Annotated in this window: 21 protein-coding genes; 5 read left to right on the forward strand and 16 right to left on the reverse strand. The window is 46.4% G+C overall.

Going from position 1 to position 14,453, the window contains the following annotated elements; all coding sequences use genetic code 11:
* Window positions 1-4: 4 nt before the first annotated feature.
* The 7 genes from C558_RS0112475 to C558_RS0112505 form a co-directional block, all read right to left on the reverse strand.
* Complete coding sequence (locus C558_RS0112475) at window positions 5-1,189, reverse strand: response regulator transcription factor (RefSeq protein ID WP_018756614.1); 1,185 nt, start codon at window positions 1,187-1,189, stop codon at window positions 5-7.
* 34 nt (window positions 1,190-1,223) lie between these two features.
* Window positions 1,224-2,051, reverse strand: coding sequence for a carbohydrate ABC transporter permease (locus C558_RS0112480; RefSeq protein ID WP_018756615.1), 828 nt, complete (start codon window positions 2,049-2,051; stop codon window positions 1,224-1,226).
* 13 nt (window positions 2,052-2,064) lie between these two features.
* Window positions 2,065-2,949 (reverse strand): carbohydrate ABC transporter permease, encoded by an 885-nt coding sequence (locus C558_RS0112485; protein ID WP_018756616.1) that lies wholly within the window; start codon window positions 2,947-2,949, stop codon window positions 2,065-2,067.
* 109 nt (window positions 2,950-3,058) lie between these two features.
* Entirely contained in the window at window positions 3,059-4,396 is a 1,338-nt protein-coding gene (locus C558_RS0112490) for an ABC transporter substrate-binding protein (protein WP_018756617.1), read from the reverse strand.
* A gap of 112 nt (window positions 4,397-4,508) precedes the next feature.
* Window positions 4,509-6,227 (reverse strand): cache domain-containing sensor histidine kinase, encoded by a 1,719-nt coding sequence (locus tag C558_RS0112495; protein ID WP_018756618.1) that lies wholly within the window; start codon window positions 6,225-6,227, stop codon window positions 4,509-4,511.
* Between the two features lie 224 nt (window positions 6,228-6,451).
* Window positions 6,452-7,030, reverse strand: coding sequence for an RNA 2',3'-cyclic phosphodiesterase (gene thpR, locus C558_RS0112500; RefSeq protein ID WP_018756619.1), 579 nt, complete (start codon window positions 7,028-7,030; stop codon window positions 6,452-6,454).
* 135 nt (window positions 7,031-7,165) lie between these two features.
* Entirely contained in the window at window positions 7,166-7,456 is a 291-nt protein-coding gene (locus tag C558_RS0112505) for a DUF3055 domain-containing protein (protein ID WP_018756620.1), read from the reverse strand.
* Window positions 7,457-7,679: 223 nt separating this feature from the next.
* Between C558_RS0112505 and C558_RS0112510 the strand changes: the two genes are divergently transcribed.
* The gene (locus C558_RS0112510; RefSeq protein WP_018756621.1) at window positions 7,680-8,099 is read left to right on the forward strand and encodes a DUF1885 family protein; all 420 of its coding nucleotides are present in this window, start codon (window positions 7,680-7,682) and stop codon (window positions 8,097-8,099) included.
* A gap of 57 nt (window positions 8,100-8,156) precedes the next feature.
* Here the strand turns inward: C558_RS0112510 and C558_RS0112515 are convergent, their stop codons facing one another.
* The 6 genes from C558_RS0112515 to C558_RS33770 form a co-directional block, all read right to left on the reverse strand.
* On the reverse strand, window positions 8,157-8,474 hold the full coding sequence (locus C558_RS0112515) for a DUF1292 domain-containing protein (protein WP_018756622.1): 318 nt from the start codon (window positions 8,472-8,474) through the stop codon (window positions 8,157-8,159).
* 104 nt (window positions 8,475-8,578) lie between these two features.
* On the reverse strand, window positions 8,579-9,136 hold the full coding sequence (locus C558_RS0112520) for a stalk domain-containing protein (protein ID WP_026263887.1): 558 nt from the start codon (window positions 9,134-9,136) through the stop codon (window positions 8,579-8,581).
* A gap of 151 nt (window positions 9,137-9,287) precedes the next feature.
* The gene (locus tag C558_RS0112525) at window positions 9,288-9,500 is read right to left on the reverse strand and encodes a hypothetical protein (protein ID WP_018756624.1); all 213 of its coding nucleotides are present in this window, start codon (window positions 9,498-9,500) and stop codon (window positions 9,288-9,290) included.
* A 178-nt stretch (window positions 9,501-9,678) separates the two neighbouring features.
* The gene (locus C558_RS0112530; protein WP_018756625.1) at window positions 9,679-9,918 is read right to left on the reverse strand and encodes a DUF3892 domain-containing protein; all 240 of its coding nucleotides are present in this window, start codon (window positions 9,916-9,918) and stop codon (window positions 9,679-9,681) included.
* Window positions 9,919-9,972: 54 nt separating this feature from the next.
* On the reverse strand, window positions 9,973-10,416 hold the full coding sequence (locus tag C558_RS0112535; protein ID WP_018756626.1) for a GNAT family N-acetyltransferase: 444 nt from the start codon (window positions 10,414-10,416) through the stop codon (window positions 9,973-9,975).
* Between the two features lie 254 nt (window positions 10,417-10,670).
* Window positions 10,671-10,826, reverse strand: coding sequence for a hypothetical protein (locus tag C558_RS33770; protein ID WP_018756628.1), 156 nt, complete (start codon window positions 10,824-10,826; stop codon window positions 10,671-10,673).
* 111 nt (window positions 10,827-10,937) lie between these two features.
* Between C558_RS33770 and C558_RS0112550 the strand changes: the two genes are divergently transcribed.
* A complete protein-coding gene (locus C558_RS0112550; protein ID WP_018756629.1) occupies window positions 10,938-11,660 on the forward strand; it encodes a uracil-DNA glycosylase in 723 nt (240 codons plus the stop codon).
* Window positions 11,661-11,673: 13 nt separating this feature from the next.
* Window positions 11,674-12,120: a hypothetical protein gene (locus C558_RS32545; protein WP_018756630.1), complete on the forward strand. Its 447-nt coding sequence runs from the start codon at window positions 11,674-11,676 to the stop codon at window positions 12,118-12,120.
* An 88-nt stretch (window positions 12,121-12,208) separates the two neighbouring features.
* Here the strand turns inward: C558_RS32545 and C558_RS34685 are convergent, their stop codons facing one another.
* Window positions 12,209-12,313 carry a sporulation protein YjcZ gene (locus C558_RS34685; RefSeq protein ID WP_156826095.1) on the reverse strand — a complete coding sequence of 35 codons (105 nt, stop codon included), beginning with the start codon at window positions 12,311-12,313 and terminating at the stop codon, window positions 12,209-12,211.
* 178 nt (window positions 12,314-12,491) lie between these two features.
* Here C558_RS34685 and C558_RS0112560 point away from each other — a divergent pair, with 178 nt between their 5' ends.
* Window positions 12,492-12,830 carry a L,D-transpeptidase gene (locus tag C558_RS0112560; protein ID WP_018756631.1) on the forward strand — a complete coding sequence of 113 codons (339 nt, stop codon included), beginning with the start codon at window positions 12,492-12,494 and terminating at the stop codon, window positions 12,828-12,830.
* 92 nt (window positions 12,831-12,922) lie between these two features.
* Window positions 12,923-13,255, forward strand: coding sequence for a hypothetical protein (locus tag C558_RS0112565; protein WP_018756632.1), 333 nt, complete (start codon window positions 12,923-12,925; stop codon window positions 13,253-13,255).
* Window positions 13,256-13,365: 110 nt separating this feature from the next.
* Here C558_RS0112565 and C558_RS0112570 read toward each other — a convergent pair whose 3' ends face one another.
* Together C558_RS0112570 and C558_RS0112575 are read right to left on the reverse strand one after the other, a co-directional pair.
* Window positions 13,366-14,043: an LrgB family protein gene (locus C558_RS0112570; RefSeq protein WP_018756633.1), complete on the reverse strand. Its 678-nt coding sequence runs from the start codon at window positions 14,041-14,043 to the stop codon at window positions 13,366-13,368.
* Window positions 14,037-14,411 carry a CidA/LrgA family protein gene (locus C558_RS0112575; protein WP_018756634.1) on the reverse strand — a complete coding sequence of 125 codons (375 nt, stop codon included), beginning with the start codon at window positions 14,409-14,411 and terminating at the stop codon, window positions 14,037-14,039. The genes C558_RS0112570 and C558_RS0112575 overlap by 7 nt, the downstream gene beginning before the upstream one ends.
* Window positions 14,412-14,453: the final 42 nt, after the last annotated feature.

Below are 14,453 nucleotides of genomic sequence, written 5' to 3' on the forward strand. Positions count from 1 at the left end.
CTCCTTATGTCAGTTCATTTATGACGTTCTTTTTACTGGATCGATATTGACTCGGGGATAGCCCCGTAACACGTTTGAACCATTTGCTAAAATAATTCGCATCGATCATGCCCAGATGATCTGATATCTCACTCACGCTCATCAGTGTGGTAAGCAGCATATACTCTGCTTTGTGAAGCTTCATTTTGCTCTGGAAGTCAATAATGTTCTCGCCGACAACCCGCTTGAATAAGGTACTGAAATGACTGCGGCTGAAGCCGACCGTATCCGCGAGTTCAGCAACAGACATGCTGTTACTCTCATCCCCTAGAATCAACTGCACAGCATGCATAATGGGCTCTGGCCATGAATCATTCCATACGTCGTATTTCCTCCACAGCTCATCCTGGTGATACAACTGCATGATGCTGCGAACCCACTCTTCATGTGATTGAATGGGGCCTTGAGCCTGCCAAGTTAACTTCTTATTCAAGCTCTTGGCGGACTTGAGCCGGAACATGACCAAGTCATCCGCCTCTGCCCTACACAAGAATAGATAGCGCCCCTTCCCGCATGGGATCCGTTCGTTCGGTTGCCCTACGGCTTGTTCCATCCCTAGCCAGTCAATCTGATCCGGTATCTGCTCAGAATCGGTGCGAATCAGATACATTCGGCAGCCTTCCTTCATCCATGCCCAATCGGTTTGGAACCACCTTTGCAGGTGTTCATCAATATCAGAGGTGAAGCCGCCAAGCCACGAATAAATCTGTGCCTGGCGATCTTTGGCCTCGTTCGACAGCTCCTGGTTCTCTTGACTGCGCAGCCGGAATTGCTGCTCGAACTGCTGCAGATAATATCCGAGCTCTTCCTCATCCATCGCTGTCTTGAGGACGTAACCCGATGCACCGATGCGAAACCCCTGCTGCGCATACGAGAAATCCTCGTGACAGCTCAGCAGGAGAATCTGGGTCTCGCTCGCAGCTTGTTTCACTCTTCTGGCGAGTTCGAGCCCGTTTAACTTCGGCATCACAATATCTGTGATCAAGACATCCGGCTTATATTGTAAGAAAGCTTCCCAACCTTTAAGTCCATTGGGTGCGTCCGCGACGACTTCCATCCCGTACCGCCCCCAATCCACCGTGGCCCGAAGTCCTTGGCGGACGATTAATTCATCATCGATGATGAGTACCTTAATGTTCCGAATAACCAAGTGACAACGCCTCCTCACCCGCAAGTGCAGTACATTATCCTTTTAACGTGCCTTCTGTCAGTCCGGCGATAATCTGCTTCTGGAATATAAAAATCGCGAGCAGCATCGGCACAACGCTGATGACCGAGCCTGACATGATCAAGTTATACGGCGTCCGAACACCCGATTGCAGTGCACGAATGGCGACCGCGAGGGTCAGGTTCTCTTGGGACCGTAGAATGATGGTCGGCCACAAGAAGTTGTTCCACTCTTCCACGAAGAAGATAATCCCGAGACTTGCGAACGCAGGTATCAAGATCGGAGCGACAATACGGAAGTAAATCCGCGCCTCGGAGCATCCGTCAATCCGGGAAGCTTCAAGCAATTCATTCTCAATCGTCATACAATACTGCCGCATATAGAAAATACCGAATGCGCTCGTGAGCCGCGGTAGAATCACGCCCCACAGTTGATCAATCATTCCGAGATCACGGTAAATGACGAAGAGCGGTACCAAGCTCGATTCCATTGGAATCATGAGCGAGGCGAGTACGAGACCGAATAACAATCCTTTACCCCGGAAATTGTATTTCGCGAAGGCGAACCCTGCCATCGAGCAGAAGAACAACCCGCCGATGGTACCCGTAATCGCAGTAAACAAGCTGTTCAGGATGACGCGTCCGAAGTTTTTCTCCGTGAACAATTGCGTGAAGTTCTCGAAATGCAGCTTCGCAGGAATCCAAATCGGCGGATTCGCGAAGATTTCACTCTTTTCCTTGAACGATGAACTTATCATCCATGCGAACGGGAACAGAAACACCGCTGCAATCCCAAGGAATACTACCAACATGACGATGGACAATGCTCTCGTCTGAATTCTCATGATCCATCGCCCCCTAATCATGCTCCCGGAACAGTCTAAGCTGAACCAAGGAGAGAATCATCATCAGAATGAAGAAGAAAATGGAGATCGTCGAGGCATACCCCATATTCAAGTTCTTGAAGCTTTCGTTGTAGATCAGGACCACCGGCGTCGTGGTCGCCATGTTCGGACCCCCGCCAGTTAGGATGAACGGCTCCGTGAAGAGCGAGAACGTCCCCAGTGTCGAGAGAATCGTACAGAAAGCGAGTAGTCGCCGCATCAGCGGAAGCGTAATATGCCAGAAGGATTGAATGCCGTTCGCCCCGTCGACCTTGGCCGCTTCATATAGCGACTTCGAAATGCTCTGTATGCCGCCGAGCAGCAGGATCATGTTGTATCCCGTCCATCGGAATATTACCAGAATGGCAACCGATACCCGTGCCCACCATGGCGTCTCCAAGAACCGAATCGGCTCATCGAAAAGTCCCAGCGACATCAATATTTGATTGAGAATTCCTTGGTCAGCGTTAAAGATCAGCAAGAACACAAAGGAGATCGCGACGACGGAAGTAATATTCGGAATGAAAAATACCGTTCTGAAAAATCCTGTCCACTTCATCCACGTGGTGCTAAGACATGCGGCGAAGATGAGTGCAAGCGCCAACATGATGGGTACATAGAGCACGAAGATGAGAACACTATTCACAATGGACTGCCAGAAGTCACCGCTCTTCAGCAAAGTGGCATAATTCGCAAGACCGACAAAGGTCTTCGTCTCCTGACCATGCCATTCGGTAAAGCTGAGATACACAGAATACGAAAATGGTAAGAATACAAAAATGATGAAGCAAATGACGAACGGAGCAATAAACCAATAAGGCGCTGATTTGAATTGCCACTTCCAATACAAATTCTGCATGAGACTCTCCCCCAAGATGTCAAGCCTTCGTCATCATCCCTCGTGCACTGATGAAGTCTGAATCTGAAGGCTTCCATCCCGTTACTTATGAAGTTCCTTGCACGTGTCTTTATTTACGCCCAGTTTTCTGTCTCAGCTGATCCGCCGTCTTCTTGAATACTTCTTCAACGGATTTCTTATCGAGGAAAATCTCTGCGAACGCATTGCGAATCAATTCATTCGCTAGCGGGTAATCCTTCGTATAGGTAATCGGCGTTGCATTCTTCACCGCATCCACATAGAGCGAGCGTACAGGCTGATCGTTGAAGTAAGGTACTTTCTCTTGGAACACAGGGTCTTGATATGTCGTCTCAAGAGATGGGAACAAGCCGCCTTCCATCATCTTGAGCTGCGAAGCATCGTTACCTAACATAAATTCGATGAACTTCCATGCTTCTTCTGGGTGCTTCGAATTTTTGTTAATTGCAAGGTTCGATCCGCCGTCGATTGCACTGCTGTACTTGTCATCTGCGGACCATTTCGGCATTGGCGCAACAGACCATTTGCCTGCACCTTTCGGATCAATCAAGCTTGGAAGCAATCCGTCATACCACGAAGCGCCTACAATCGTCGCTTGTTTGTTCTGTTGGAAGGAGCTGTACCATGCGTCGCTCCAAGGCTCCACCTCGTTCACATAGCCTGCGTTCATCATGTCGACGAAATATTGTCCAATCTTAATGAATTCGGGGCTATCCACTTGAACCGAGCCATCTTTGCCGAAGAACCATTGATCATGCTGCCAGAGCATTTCTTGGAAAATTGTCCCGTCCGTTTTGGTCTTGGAATCCGCCATGATCGCGACGCCCGTCTTTTCTTTGAGCTGCTTCGCAAATCGCTTGTAGTCGTCCCACGTCTTGAGCTGTTCCGCAACTTCCTTCGGATCGGAAGGCAACCCCGCTTGCTTGAATAGATCATTACGATAGAACATCACGACGGGACCACTATCCCAAGGCATCGCATAAGCTTTGCCGTCTTTCATCGCATCTGCCCATTTATACGCATTCATCTTGTCTTTGTAAGGCGCGACCTTGTCGCTGATATCGAGCAGCCCGCCCGTCTCGATCATTTGAGACAATCGATGCGATTCCAGGTTGACGATATCCGGCACCTTATCCGCGGAGCTCGCTGCGATCAGGAAGTTCTGATAGACATCCGCTTGTGCAAGGACATGCAGATCCACATCGATATTCGGGTATTTCTCCTTGAACGCCGGCATGTTGAGATCAATGACGTTTTTGGCATCTTCCCAAATCCATACGACAATTTTCGTCTTCTCCCCCGCGTCACCGCCAGCAGCAGATTCTTCTGCTTTCTTCTCTCCAGAACCGCCAGAACAGCCAGTCAACGCGATACTAACCAATAGAACCATGCTTAGAAGCGTCGAAAATATTCGTTTTTTTGGTTTCAAAGCTCGTTCCCCCTTAGGCGATGTCGTTTATTTGTCCTCATTATATAAGGACTGTAAGCGCTTTAACACGGAATTTTGTTAGCTATAACCTGCCAATTTGTTCGATTGAAGTTCACGAAGTTGCTACAATTCGTGGCCAACGAATCGTTATTCGCGTCCCTTTGTGTTCTTCTGAAGTAATCAACATCCCATATTGGCGGCCAAAATGAAGCTTGAACTTCTGATCCACATTAAAACACCCGAGCCCTCCACTTCCGAGAGCGCGCGGCTGATTCTCTCGCAACAGCATCTTCAGCCGTGCCTCTTCAATTCCTTGCCCATCGTCTTCGAGTACGAGTACGAGATCCTCCCCATCCGGTGTGATCTGAAGCGTAATGTTCCCTTGCCCATCTTCAAATCCATGGAAAAAAGTGTTCTCCAACAGGGGCTGCAGCGTCATTCGCGGGATCAAGCAATCCAACAACGCCTCATCACAATCAAATGTGAAGCTAAAAGCATGTCCATAACGAACCTCTTGAATCTTCAAGTAATTGTCCACTGTATTCATTTCCCGTTGAATAGATATGAGCTCCTCTGTAATGACGAGATTTCCTTCTAATACTTTGGTCAGATGATAGATCATCCCTCGAATATCCTCATCGCCCTTCATCTTCGCCTGCCATTGGATCATATTTAACGTATTAAGCAGCAGATGCGGGTTGATCTGATAGTGATAGGCCCTTAGCTCTGCTTCTTTCTTCAGCTGCTCCTTCTGCTTCACTTCTCCAATTAACTCCTGGATCTGCTCCACCATCTTATTGAAGCTGCCGCCAAGACGCCCTAACTCATCTTCCGTCTCCGGTTCGATACGGGAATGGAATTTGCCAATTCCGACGAGCTGCATGTTGTTCTTGAGCGAGATGATCCGCCGTGTAATGCGTGCAGAGAAAAGATAGGATACGAGCAAGGAGAGCAGCAGCGCAAACCCAATCAGTGCAATCGTGAAATACCGAATCGTCAGTGTCTCTTGAAAAACAGGCTCAAATGGCGTTCTCACCTCAATCGTCCAGTGATTCGATTCCAGCTGTTGCTTCCAGACCAGATCATCCTTATGATTCTCTCGATCCTGTGCCGTCTGATAGATCACGCGCCCGCTTCGATCGGTTATGGTCAGGAAGGAATGTAGATTATGTTCAATCAGGTCAAAAGAATCCATCAGCTTTGATGCATCCATCTCGATGACAATCTTGCTGTTCTTCAGCGATCCATATTGTCCTTGCAGCGGGAAGACTAATCCGATCACTTGTTTCGGAAGATTGAGGTTTCTAGCCAGGTACGGGCTTGTCCCATGGATCCCAGTCCAATACGCGCCTTTATAGTCTTCTGGGATCTCCTTCCACCATTTCTGATTGATCAGCTGTTCCACATCAATTTGAGGCGAACCATAATAATAACCGGATGGTGTAACCACATAGATCCCTGTCGTATCTAGGGTTTTGTGGGAATCCAAGAGACGATTGAAATTCTCCTGTGCCAGAAAATGACTATAAGACGTCGGCTCTTCTCCATCCAATACGTTACTAATCGGATCCAGCAGGTACGAATAAATGAACCGTGTTGTTGCCTGCATCTGTCCTGAATAGGCATCCACTTGGGCCTGAAGCTGTGTGATCGTCGATTGTCCGTACTGCACCATCTGGGATTCCACCACTTCGGAGGATTTGGAGAAAGACAAGTATCCCAAGATCAGCAGCGGAATCGTCGCCACCATCACGAAGAATATGAACAATTTCATCCGCAGACTACGTCTTGGATAATAAATAAAGCTTCGAACATGCTGCATCCATGCCATTCGAATGATCTCCTCTCAAAATGAAATCTATGATCCAATGAATCGATCATAAATTGCAAGCGCTTACAACAATCCGTATTATTTTGAATCTTCATATCTAAAATTGGTGCTACTATTGTACTATGATCCTCAGGCAAGCTGTCAATGGCTCTGCCGGAGCAAAATAAAGAGGCCATGACCACAAGGGTCATGACCGGACATTCTTGCTATTCGCATGTAATTTTTTACGCCAGCGGAATCAACGCCAGCTTCTCATACATCGGCTTCTGATGCATATGTGTCTTGTAAACAACGAGATGATCGACACTCCATGCGATCTCCTCCATCGGTTGGAGGATGTGGGTCCCCTCGATATCGAACCCTGCTTGTCCCGTATATTTACGCGCGACCGTAATATGAGGCCGATAAGGCCGATCTTCAGGTATAAACCCTAGCGGCTCTGTCACCTTGAGCACGGACGCCACGACATTCTCCAGCGCCGGGATGTCCCCGCGAACCCCCGCCCATAATACACGAGGTGCGTTAGCAGTTCCGAAGGTACCTGTCCCGCTCAATTCCAGCGAGAACGGCTCCACTTCGCGAACAGCTTCCTTCAGCGCTGGGATCAGCTGATCCAGCACCTTCTGACTTGTATCGCCGAGAAATTGTACCGTAATATGATAGTCTTCGGGATGAACCCATTTCGCAAACGATAGAATCTGTTCGGCCTCCGCTTGCCAGCGCTCCAGCTCCATGCTTGCCGCCTCTCCAAGACCTACAGCGATGAACAATCGTCCTGCTACCTGTTCCGATACATTCGTCATTCCTTCACCTCCACCTTATCAGTGTGCACAAGTAGGTACGACTTTATCGTCCATTTAAAGCTATTGCTCTGAAAACTGAAAAAACCGGGACGATTCTACGCTGAACGTAGAATGCCCCGGCCTCATTGTAATCGCTTAATATTGATCAGACACACCAACGACAGGAATCCGCGATCTCAGCAACACAGCTAAATCCTCGCCAACCTTACGATCCGTAATATGGAACATCTTCTGAATATAATCGACATTGTTAAGATCCTCGGTACCGATCACGGCTGATCTACCTGTCTGCATACAGACGACAAGAGGCTTCCCGAAGAAGTGATTCGTGTAAATGATAGAGAAATCATACCTCGCATTTTCTGAAATACATCCAATGAAATTAACGTTGGTTTGCTCTGCTTCATCATAGAGATGTTCGAACATCCTAGATTCCTCCTCTCGTTTGAACCGAAAGTTACATTACAGAATATTCAGATTATTTAAATAATTCTATCATGAGTTCGGCTTGGCATGCAATCCCCTTTTTCCCTGAATGTAGAAATGATTGTCAAGAAGAACCTCGAAATGCTATGATGTTGTTGTGATAAATGGGATAAGATGGAACCGGATCACCCGGGCGACAATAAGGACTTGAGGTGGTATAACGATGAGTCAAAGCGCTTACATAACATTCGTTGAAGGATCTACCGTGACGGAGATGTCCCTGGAGGACGTGAAGCAATCACTCCTTCACTACAAAGAACAGACGGCACTAACGGGCAAGCAGCTTGATTGGGATTATGCAGAAGCTGCCTTTCCGTATACGATTGAGACGCGGCCAGGGGAAGAGAAGCAATGGTTTTATTTGAAAGGCGCTCTTCCTCGCTACAAATATATCCTATTCGGTGTAGGATCTCGTGTCGAAGATGACCAAGAACGCCACTATATCCAGATCGTTCTTCCCGAAGAAGCCACGCATGGCGACAAAGCGAAAGGCAACGAACTCTGCAAGTACATTGCTCGATCGAATAAAGCTCAGCTTCGTATGTTCAACGGTAGAACGTTTTATTTCAATCCACGCAAATAATGATAACGGTATGGAAAAACCCGCCAAGCATCTGCTTGACGGGTTTTGTTGTTTGAATTAGCCTTCGTTCGCTGCAACAAGCTCTTCATAAGCTTTCTGAACGCGATCCCATTCTGCTTCATCTTCAATATTATAAAGGACCATTTCCTCGTCCTCTTCTTCCATACGAAGAATGACGCCATCCGCTTCCGGATTGCTGCGCTCCAGCAACAAAGCATATACACTATCGTCACAGTTAAAAGTTTCAACGAGGACCATTTCCACTTCTTTACCGTTCTCATCCGTTAATGTTAGTACAAATTCTTCATGGTCGTGGTCATGACTGTGGTCGTGACCGCATCCGCAGTTGTCGTGATCGTGATTATGATCGCTCATCTGTAAACCCTCTTTTCAGTTATTATGTACACCTCGTATCGTAACATGTTCCTGGACAAGGGTCAAACATCGAATTCTCAATCCTTTACCCTATCAATAAGCGATTAGATCGCAGTAATTTCTTTCTCAGCAACGCGTGTGTAGTCCCCGCCCGAAGGCTTGACAAAGAATGCAATCGTATACTTTCCTGCTGCCTTAAAGTCGTATGTAAGTTCTTGTGTTTGGAACATGAAATATTCCTTGCGTTCCTTCAGATCCAGTTCCTGAATATCTTTCACTTTGCCAGCAGGATCAATAATTGATACCTTAACTGCATCTGCTGCCACCTTCAAATTATCTACCGAACATAGCACATTGAACTTGAATTCCCCGCGCTTCACGACTCCGAAAATATCTTTACCTGAGAACGTGAGCATATGGACATTCGGCTTATTTACAGTAACCTTTTTCGCATTATCATCCCACTCGACGATCGCCTTAAGTGCTTCGCCAGCTTGGCTCACCGAAAGGTACGTCTTTCCATCTATCATGACAGCTCCATCGCTTACTTCTTCTCCGTTAAACACCATTTTAATCTTCTGTGTTATGGAATCTGCAAAAATAACCGAACCGCCCATCAGCGATAGTGCAAGTGCTACAACCATTACTCTTCTAGCCTTCATCAATTATAGACCTCCAATATTGTGACAGTTGATTGTATATACTCCAATTAAAGGCCAGAGTTGCGGTCTAGAATAGAATAATTTATTGTTGATTATTGCGGTTGCCCGGGAAATGAAGAGAAAAGGTTTGCTTCCCCATTTCCCGCTCGCATTATTTCGAAATTAATGTTCTTGTCAGAATACAAGGTACCCCTTTACCGACTGACCCTTCTTTACGCATATGTTCCATGTACCGAATCCCTCTTGCGCACTGCTTCTTACAGACTTCACAACGGTCCGAGGTCACAATGCGCATCGTGTACTGCGCACGCTCGGATGATTTTTTCTTCTTCTTGACGGATTTCCCTTTGGCCAACGAAATCATCTCTTTTCATACAAAGTTCTTCATTCCTCCATCATATGAAAAGGGAGCGTTCCATGTTCGCCCGTGGCTGGTTCAAAAAGAAAACGATCTGCATGGGAAATATCCACACAGATCGTCTATTTGCTGCTTATAGAATCGAAATTTTCCGTTTCCATTTATCGAAACTTTATAAAAAATTCTATTGGAAGGTCGGCAAATTGTCCAAGTTATTCGATGGGTCGCCATCAGCATCGCCACGAATATACATTTCACCATCGCGCCCTTTAAAGGCGTTAACACCAGCAATCTCTCCATTTTTAACGGCTTGCAGTGCTTCTTGGTACTCCAGAACGCGCCCGGATGAAGTTTTGAATTGACGAATATCACCGTCTCCATTTTTCTGAACAGCTACAATTGTCTCACGTTGATTCGCTTCCATGGTTACATCCGCTCCTCGATCTATAGTCGTCGTGTGTTCGAGGATAGTATAACCTTATAGCGGTTTTTTCATACGAACATGTAGAATGCCGGCGTCATAGAACGGTTCTTGCGATATCACTTCATAGCCGAGCTTTGCGTAGAATATCTCTGCTTGACACTGCGCATCTAAAATTGCGTCACTCAGACCCAAATCCTTGGCTATTTGTTCGAGCGCTAACAGCAATACACGACCATATCCGTATCCTCGATACGCTTTCTTCACCGCAATACGCTGCATTTTCGCCATATGATCTTGATAGATGGTTAACCGGCCTGTCGCCACCGCTTGTCCTTCATGCTCGAGCAATACATGATAAGCCTTGCCAGCGAGTGTATCGTATTCATCAATCTCCAAATCTTCAGGCACCTGCTGCTCATGAACAAAGACTTCTAATCTGATGGAGAGACACTTATTGAGTTCTTCTTCTGTCTTGACTTGAATAATTTGCGCTGCCATGTCTTCACCTCTACCCTGGATATCGAACTTCCTTAAATTTGTAACATTCCTGATTATACAAAAGAATGTTTTTGATGTATAGTTGGGGTGGAATGAAGCTCGAATGATTGAATGCGAAGGGAGGTCATCGCCATGACAGCCGCAATTATTGGATCGATTATTATTATTGCTCTGATCACATGGGTCACCTTGTGGGTAACGCGTAAAGCCTATTCGAGAAAGTGGGAAGAAGAGTAGGATCGTGCGCAGGACACTTATTTATCAATCTCTGTAAGTCGTCTTAGCCAGACAAATTGTTCATCATGTTTCATGCTATCCCTACTTACGAAGATTGCGAGCAACCAGATGACTCCGATAACTAACATCGAGAAACATAATAACCACCCGATAAATACGCCAACTTCGTTCATTCGCACCCTCCTCTTGACCTAGAATCACTACTTATGACAATTTTATGAATGATCGGTGCGAATTAGTCCGACGACCTCGTGCTTTACCCGTTTTTGGAAAGGAGTTCCACCATGTCTTTTGTTTTACCGCAAGATTGGAACCAGCAGCTGCATGAAGAATTAGAGCAGCCTTACATGCAGGAGCTGAGTGAGTGGCTAGATGCAGAATATCAGCATGAGACCATTTACCCGCCAAGGGAATACCTATTTGAAGCGTTCCGATTAACGTCCTTCGCGAATACCAAGGTCGTTATTCTGGGGCAAGATCCATATCACGGGCCCGAGCAGGCGCATGGACTGAGTTTCTCCGTTCGACCTGGGGTACGGATCCCACCTTCGCTTCGAAATATCTATAAAGAATTACAAGCAGACCTGTCTTGCTCCATCCCTGATCATGGAACCTTAACGGATTGGGCGGCGCAAGGCATTTTGCTGTTAAATACCGTACTAACGGTTCGTGCCGGACTCCCTGCATCGCATCAAGGACAAGGCTGGGAGCGGTTCACTGATGCCGTATTGCATGCACTTCAGCAGCGCAAAGAGCCACTCGTCTTCATTCTGTGGGGCAACCATGCGATTCAAAAGGCCGGAACCATCAACTCTGAGCGCCACTGCATTATTACGTCAGCACACCCGAGTCCGCTTGCGGCACGCAAAGGATTTTTCGGTAGTCGTCCATTCTCTCGCACGAATGAATTTCTTATACAACAAGGGCTAACACCAATCGATTGGAATCTTGATTATCTTGATATTTTTGCTACTATTAAAGAGGATAACTCGAAGATTCGGTCATAAGGGAGCTAGTACGATGAAAAATTTAGTAGGGAAACAAGTTATGGTCTATTATGGTCAACGGATGCAGCTTACCGCTCAAGGGACCCTAAGTGAGTGGAACGAACAGGAAGAGATGATTACCCTCGCTCCCGAAGGTATTCGAATTCCGATCGCACAAATCGCGAAAGTCGAGCTGTTGGAACCTGTGGAAGCGCGATCTGAACTTGCGCAAGATCCTGCTTATCGCTCAGGTAATGTTCGCTTTGTCATGCACGATACCGTTCAATTCGATAATGCGATCTACTTTCAATCCCCCGTGTCCATTTGGCATAAAGATCGACTCATCTGTCATGAGAATCGCATCATCCATCATACGGAGCATGAAGTTACGATTCAAGGCGGTACCGTTTTCCGCAAAGATGAATGTCAGTTTATTGTCAAATCCATGATCGGCATTCAACACTCGTCTAGAAATGAATAAGAAATCGCTCAAATCCAAGAGCGCAATCATAACAAAAAGGTAGCCGAATTCGGCTACCTTTTGTTGTAGGAGAGGTTATTTCCAGTAATCAGAATAGACATGCACAACTTACGATTACCAAAAGAATGAAAAGCACCAAAATCGTACCTGTGCTAGTAAAGAAACCAAATCCTCTTTCTTCTACTACTCCCATGCTCCTCCCCCTCTCTGAAGAAGAATTATTAGTTACGGGACATTGTATGTTGATTGCTGCCCGAATGTATGGGCAAGTATATAGATCGAATTTGTTTTTATATGTTAATCCCTCCTACTCGAAATGACATACCTTGTTACAAGAGGAATTGATTTATGTTAAAGGAGGGCGGACACAAATGCCGCAATATCACATAATCATTGATCTATCAGATCGAATGCTGTATGTATTAGATGGTGATCGCGTGGTACGCGGATTTCCTGTAGGTGTCGGGAAGATGGTCACCCAAACGCCAAGCGGGGAATTCGAGATCATTAACAAGGTCCCAAATCCAGGAGGACCGTTCGGCGCCTTTTGGATGGGATTATCAAAGCCCCATTATGGCATTCACGGTACGAATAATCCATCATCCATTGGCCATGAAGTCTCGCATGGGTGTATTCGCATGTATAATGAGGATGTCTTGCAGCTGGCTTCAATGGTTCCAATCGGCACACCTGTCACGATTCGACCCTAGGGCATTCGCCCATTCTTTTCCGGGCGAGTGTCCCGAGTGTTGAGAATAGCATACGTTATTCTATACTCAACAATCAGGAGGATGAATCAAATATGACCTATGTTCCAACGACGTATCAAGATCCTAACTACGCCGGGTACTACCCTTATCCATATCCTTGCGATCAATATCCATACTGTCCATCGCCGTATCCTTACCCTTACTCCTACTATCCAAGCTATACACCGTTCTTCTTCCCCATCTTTATTGGCGGATCCCATGACGGCTTCCACAATGGATTCCACGAAGGTCATCACGGGGATCATCATGAAGGTCATCACGGCGGCGGACATGAAGGCCACCGGGGGCCATTCTATGGTCAACAGCCGGGATTCCATGCCAATCAACAGAACGAAGTTGTTCGAGTCAACCATAAGAAAAAGTAACATGCAAGACAAAACGCCTCCCCAGTGCGGGGAGGCGTTTATACAAGCCCAAAATTGTTACCGCTATGCATAAATGCATGGAAATAACAGTTCTGCTGCATACCATGTTCTTAAAACCAAGTCATAATAAATGGAGCTAACCCAAGTGTAATAAAGGCGGTTGCCATCATCGAAATCCCCGCGACAGAACCTGCAACAGCATCATATTCAAGTGCCTTGCTAATTCCACAGGCATGCGCACTTGTTCCGAACAAAGCGCCTCGAGCGACCGAGCTATGAATCCTAAAATATTTGACGATCATCGGCCCAATAATCATACCTAACAGCCCCGTAACTAATGTAGCCACCGCAGTCACTGTCGGAATCCCACCGATCATATCCGATACGGAGACTGCTATCGGGGTTGTTGTTGAACGCGGTGCAACCGAATCCGTAATTTCCTTGGTGAGACCTAACATCTTCGCGATACCCGCCGAAGTAATAATGGCAATAATCGCCCCGGCACCTACACTAACGATAATCGCCGTTACATTCTTTTTCAGTACATCAACATGTTTGTAGAGCATAACCGCAAGAGCAATCGTTGCCGGCTTAACCATCTCGGACAACCAGCCTGCGCCTTCATTATAGGATTGGAAGGATACGCCGCTAAATTGAATCAATAGGATCACAATAATAGGCACGATCAGGACAGGCGTTAAGTATACTTTTGGGAAAGCCTTATATAGACGTTTGGAAGCAAAGTAAATTGCTACGGTAATGAATAACCAGAAAATCGCTTCTAACATTCGCTGTTCCCTTCTTTCTTAGCTGCAAACCGTTGACTGATAAGTCCTGTACAGATCATCACGGCTAATGTACTGAGAAAAATTGTAATCGTCAGACGAAGCCCGCTCTCCACTACCAAGCTTTTGTAATTAATAATCCCGACGGCCGCAGGGATAAAAAATAACAGCATCTCGGCAAGCAGCCAATTGGACCCTTGTTCGATCCAATCCATTCGAATCACTTTGAATTTCAATAGAATGAATAATACGGCGATCCCAATAATCGTACCTGGTATAGGAGAATGAATCCATGCTGCAAAAGCATCCGATATTTTGGCTACGATAATAAAAAATAGAACTTGGATGACGGTTCTAAGTAGTGTTCTCATGGATGAATCCATCCCCTCTCTGTATTCAGTATACAGATTCCA

Source organism: Paenibacillus terrigena DSM 21567, from assembly GCF_000374845.1.
In the GTDB taxonomy this organism is placed as follows: Bacteria; Bacillota; Bacilli; order Paenibacillales; family Paenibacillaceae; genus Paenibacillus_K; species Paenibacillus_K terrigena.

Excerpts from the sequence above, each read along its gene's own strand:
- C558_RS0112480 (WP_018756615.1), bottom strand. The coding sequence starts at position 2,051 with ATGAGAATTCAGACGAGAGCATTGTCCATCGTCATGTTGGTAGTATTC.
- C558_RS0112485 (WP_018756616.1), bottom strand. The coding sequence starts at position 2,949 with ATGCAGAATTTGTATTGGAAGTGGCAATTCAAATCAGCGCCTTATTGG.
- C558_RS0112495 (WP_018756618.1), bottom strand. The coding sequence starts at position 6,227 with ATGGCATGGATGCAGCATGTTCGAAGCTTTATTTATTATCCAAGACGT.
- thpR (WP_018756619.1), bottom strand. The coding sequence starts at position 7,030 with ATGACGAATGTATCGGAACAGGTAGCAGGACGATTGTTCATCGCTGTA.
- C558_RS0112505 (WP_018756620.1), bottom strand. The coding sequence starts at position 7,456 with ATGTTCGAACATCTCTATGATGAAGCAGAGCAAACCAACGTTAATTTC.
- C558_RS0112510 (WP_018756621.1), top strand. The coding sequence starts at position 7,680 with ATGAGTCAAAGCGCTTACATAACATTCGTTGAAGGATCTACCGTGACG.
- C558_RS0112515 (WP_018756622.1), bottom strand. The coding sequence starts at position 8,474 with ATGAGCGATCATAATCACGATCACGACAACTGCGGATGCGGTCACGAC.
- C558_RS0112520 (WP_026263887.1), bottom strand. The coding sequence starts at position 9,136 with ATGAAGGCTAGAAGAGTAATGGTTGTAGCACTTGCACTATCGCTGATG.
- C558_RS0112525 (WP_018756624.1), bottom strand. The coding sequence starts at position 9,500 with ATGATTTCGTTGGCCAAAGGGAAATCCGTCAAGAAGAAGAAAAAATCA.
- C558_RS0112530 (WP_018756625.1), bottom strand. The coding sequence starts at position 9,918 with ATGGAAGCGAATCAACGTGAGACAATTGTAGCTGTTCAGAAAAATGGA.
- C558_RS0112535 (WP_018756626.1), bottom strand. The coding sequence starts at position 10,416 with ATGGCAGCGCAAATTATTCAAGTCAAGACAGAAGAAGAACTCAATAAG.
- C558_RS33770 (WP_018756628.1), bottom strand. The coding sequence starts at position 10,826 with ATGAACGAAGTTGGCGTATTTATCGGGTGGTTATTATGTTTCTCGATG.
- C558_RS0112550 (WP_018756629.1), top strand. The coding sequence starts at position 10,938 with ATGTCTTTTGTTTTACCGCAAGATTGGAACCAGCAGCTGCATGAAGAA.
- C558_RS32545 (WP_018756630.1), top strand. The coding sequence starts at position 11,674 with ATGAAAAATTTAGTAGGGAAACAAGTTATGGTCTATTATGGTCAACGG.
- C558_RS34685 (WP_156826095.1), bottom strand. The coding sequence starts at position 12,313 with ATGGGAGTAGTAGAAGAAAGAGGATTTGGTTTCTTTACTAGCACAGGT.
- C558_RS0112560 (WP_018756631.1), top strand. The coding sequence starts at position 12,492 with ATGCCGCAATATCACATAATCATTGATCTATCAGATCGAATGCTGTAT.
- C558_RS0112565 (WP_018756632.1), top strand. The coding sequence starts at position 12,923 with ATGACCTATGTTCCAACGACGTATCAAGATCCTAACTACGCCGGGTAC.
- C558_RS0112570 (WP_018756633.1), bottom strand. The coding sequence starts at position 14,043 with ATGTTAGAAGCGATTTTCTGGTTATTCATTACCGTAGCAATTTACTTT.
- C558_RS0112575 (WP_018756634.1), bottom strand. The coding sequence starts at position 14,411 with ATGAGAACACTACTTAGAACCGTCATCCAAGTTCTATTTTTTATTATC.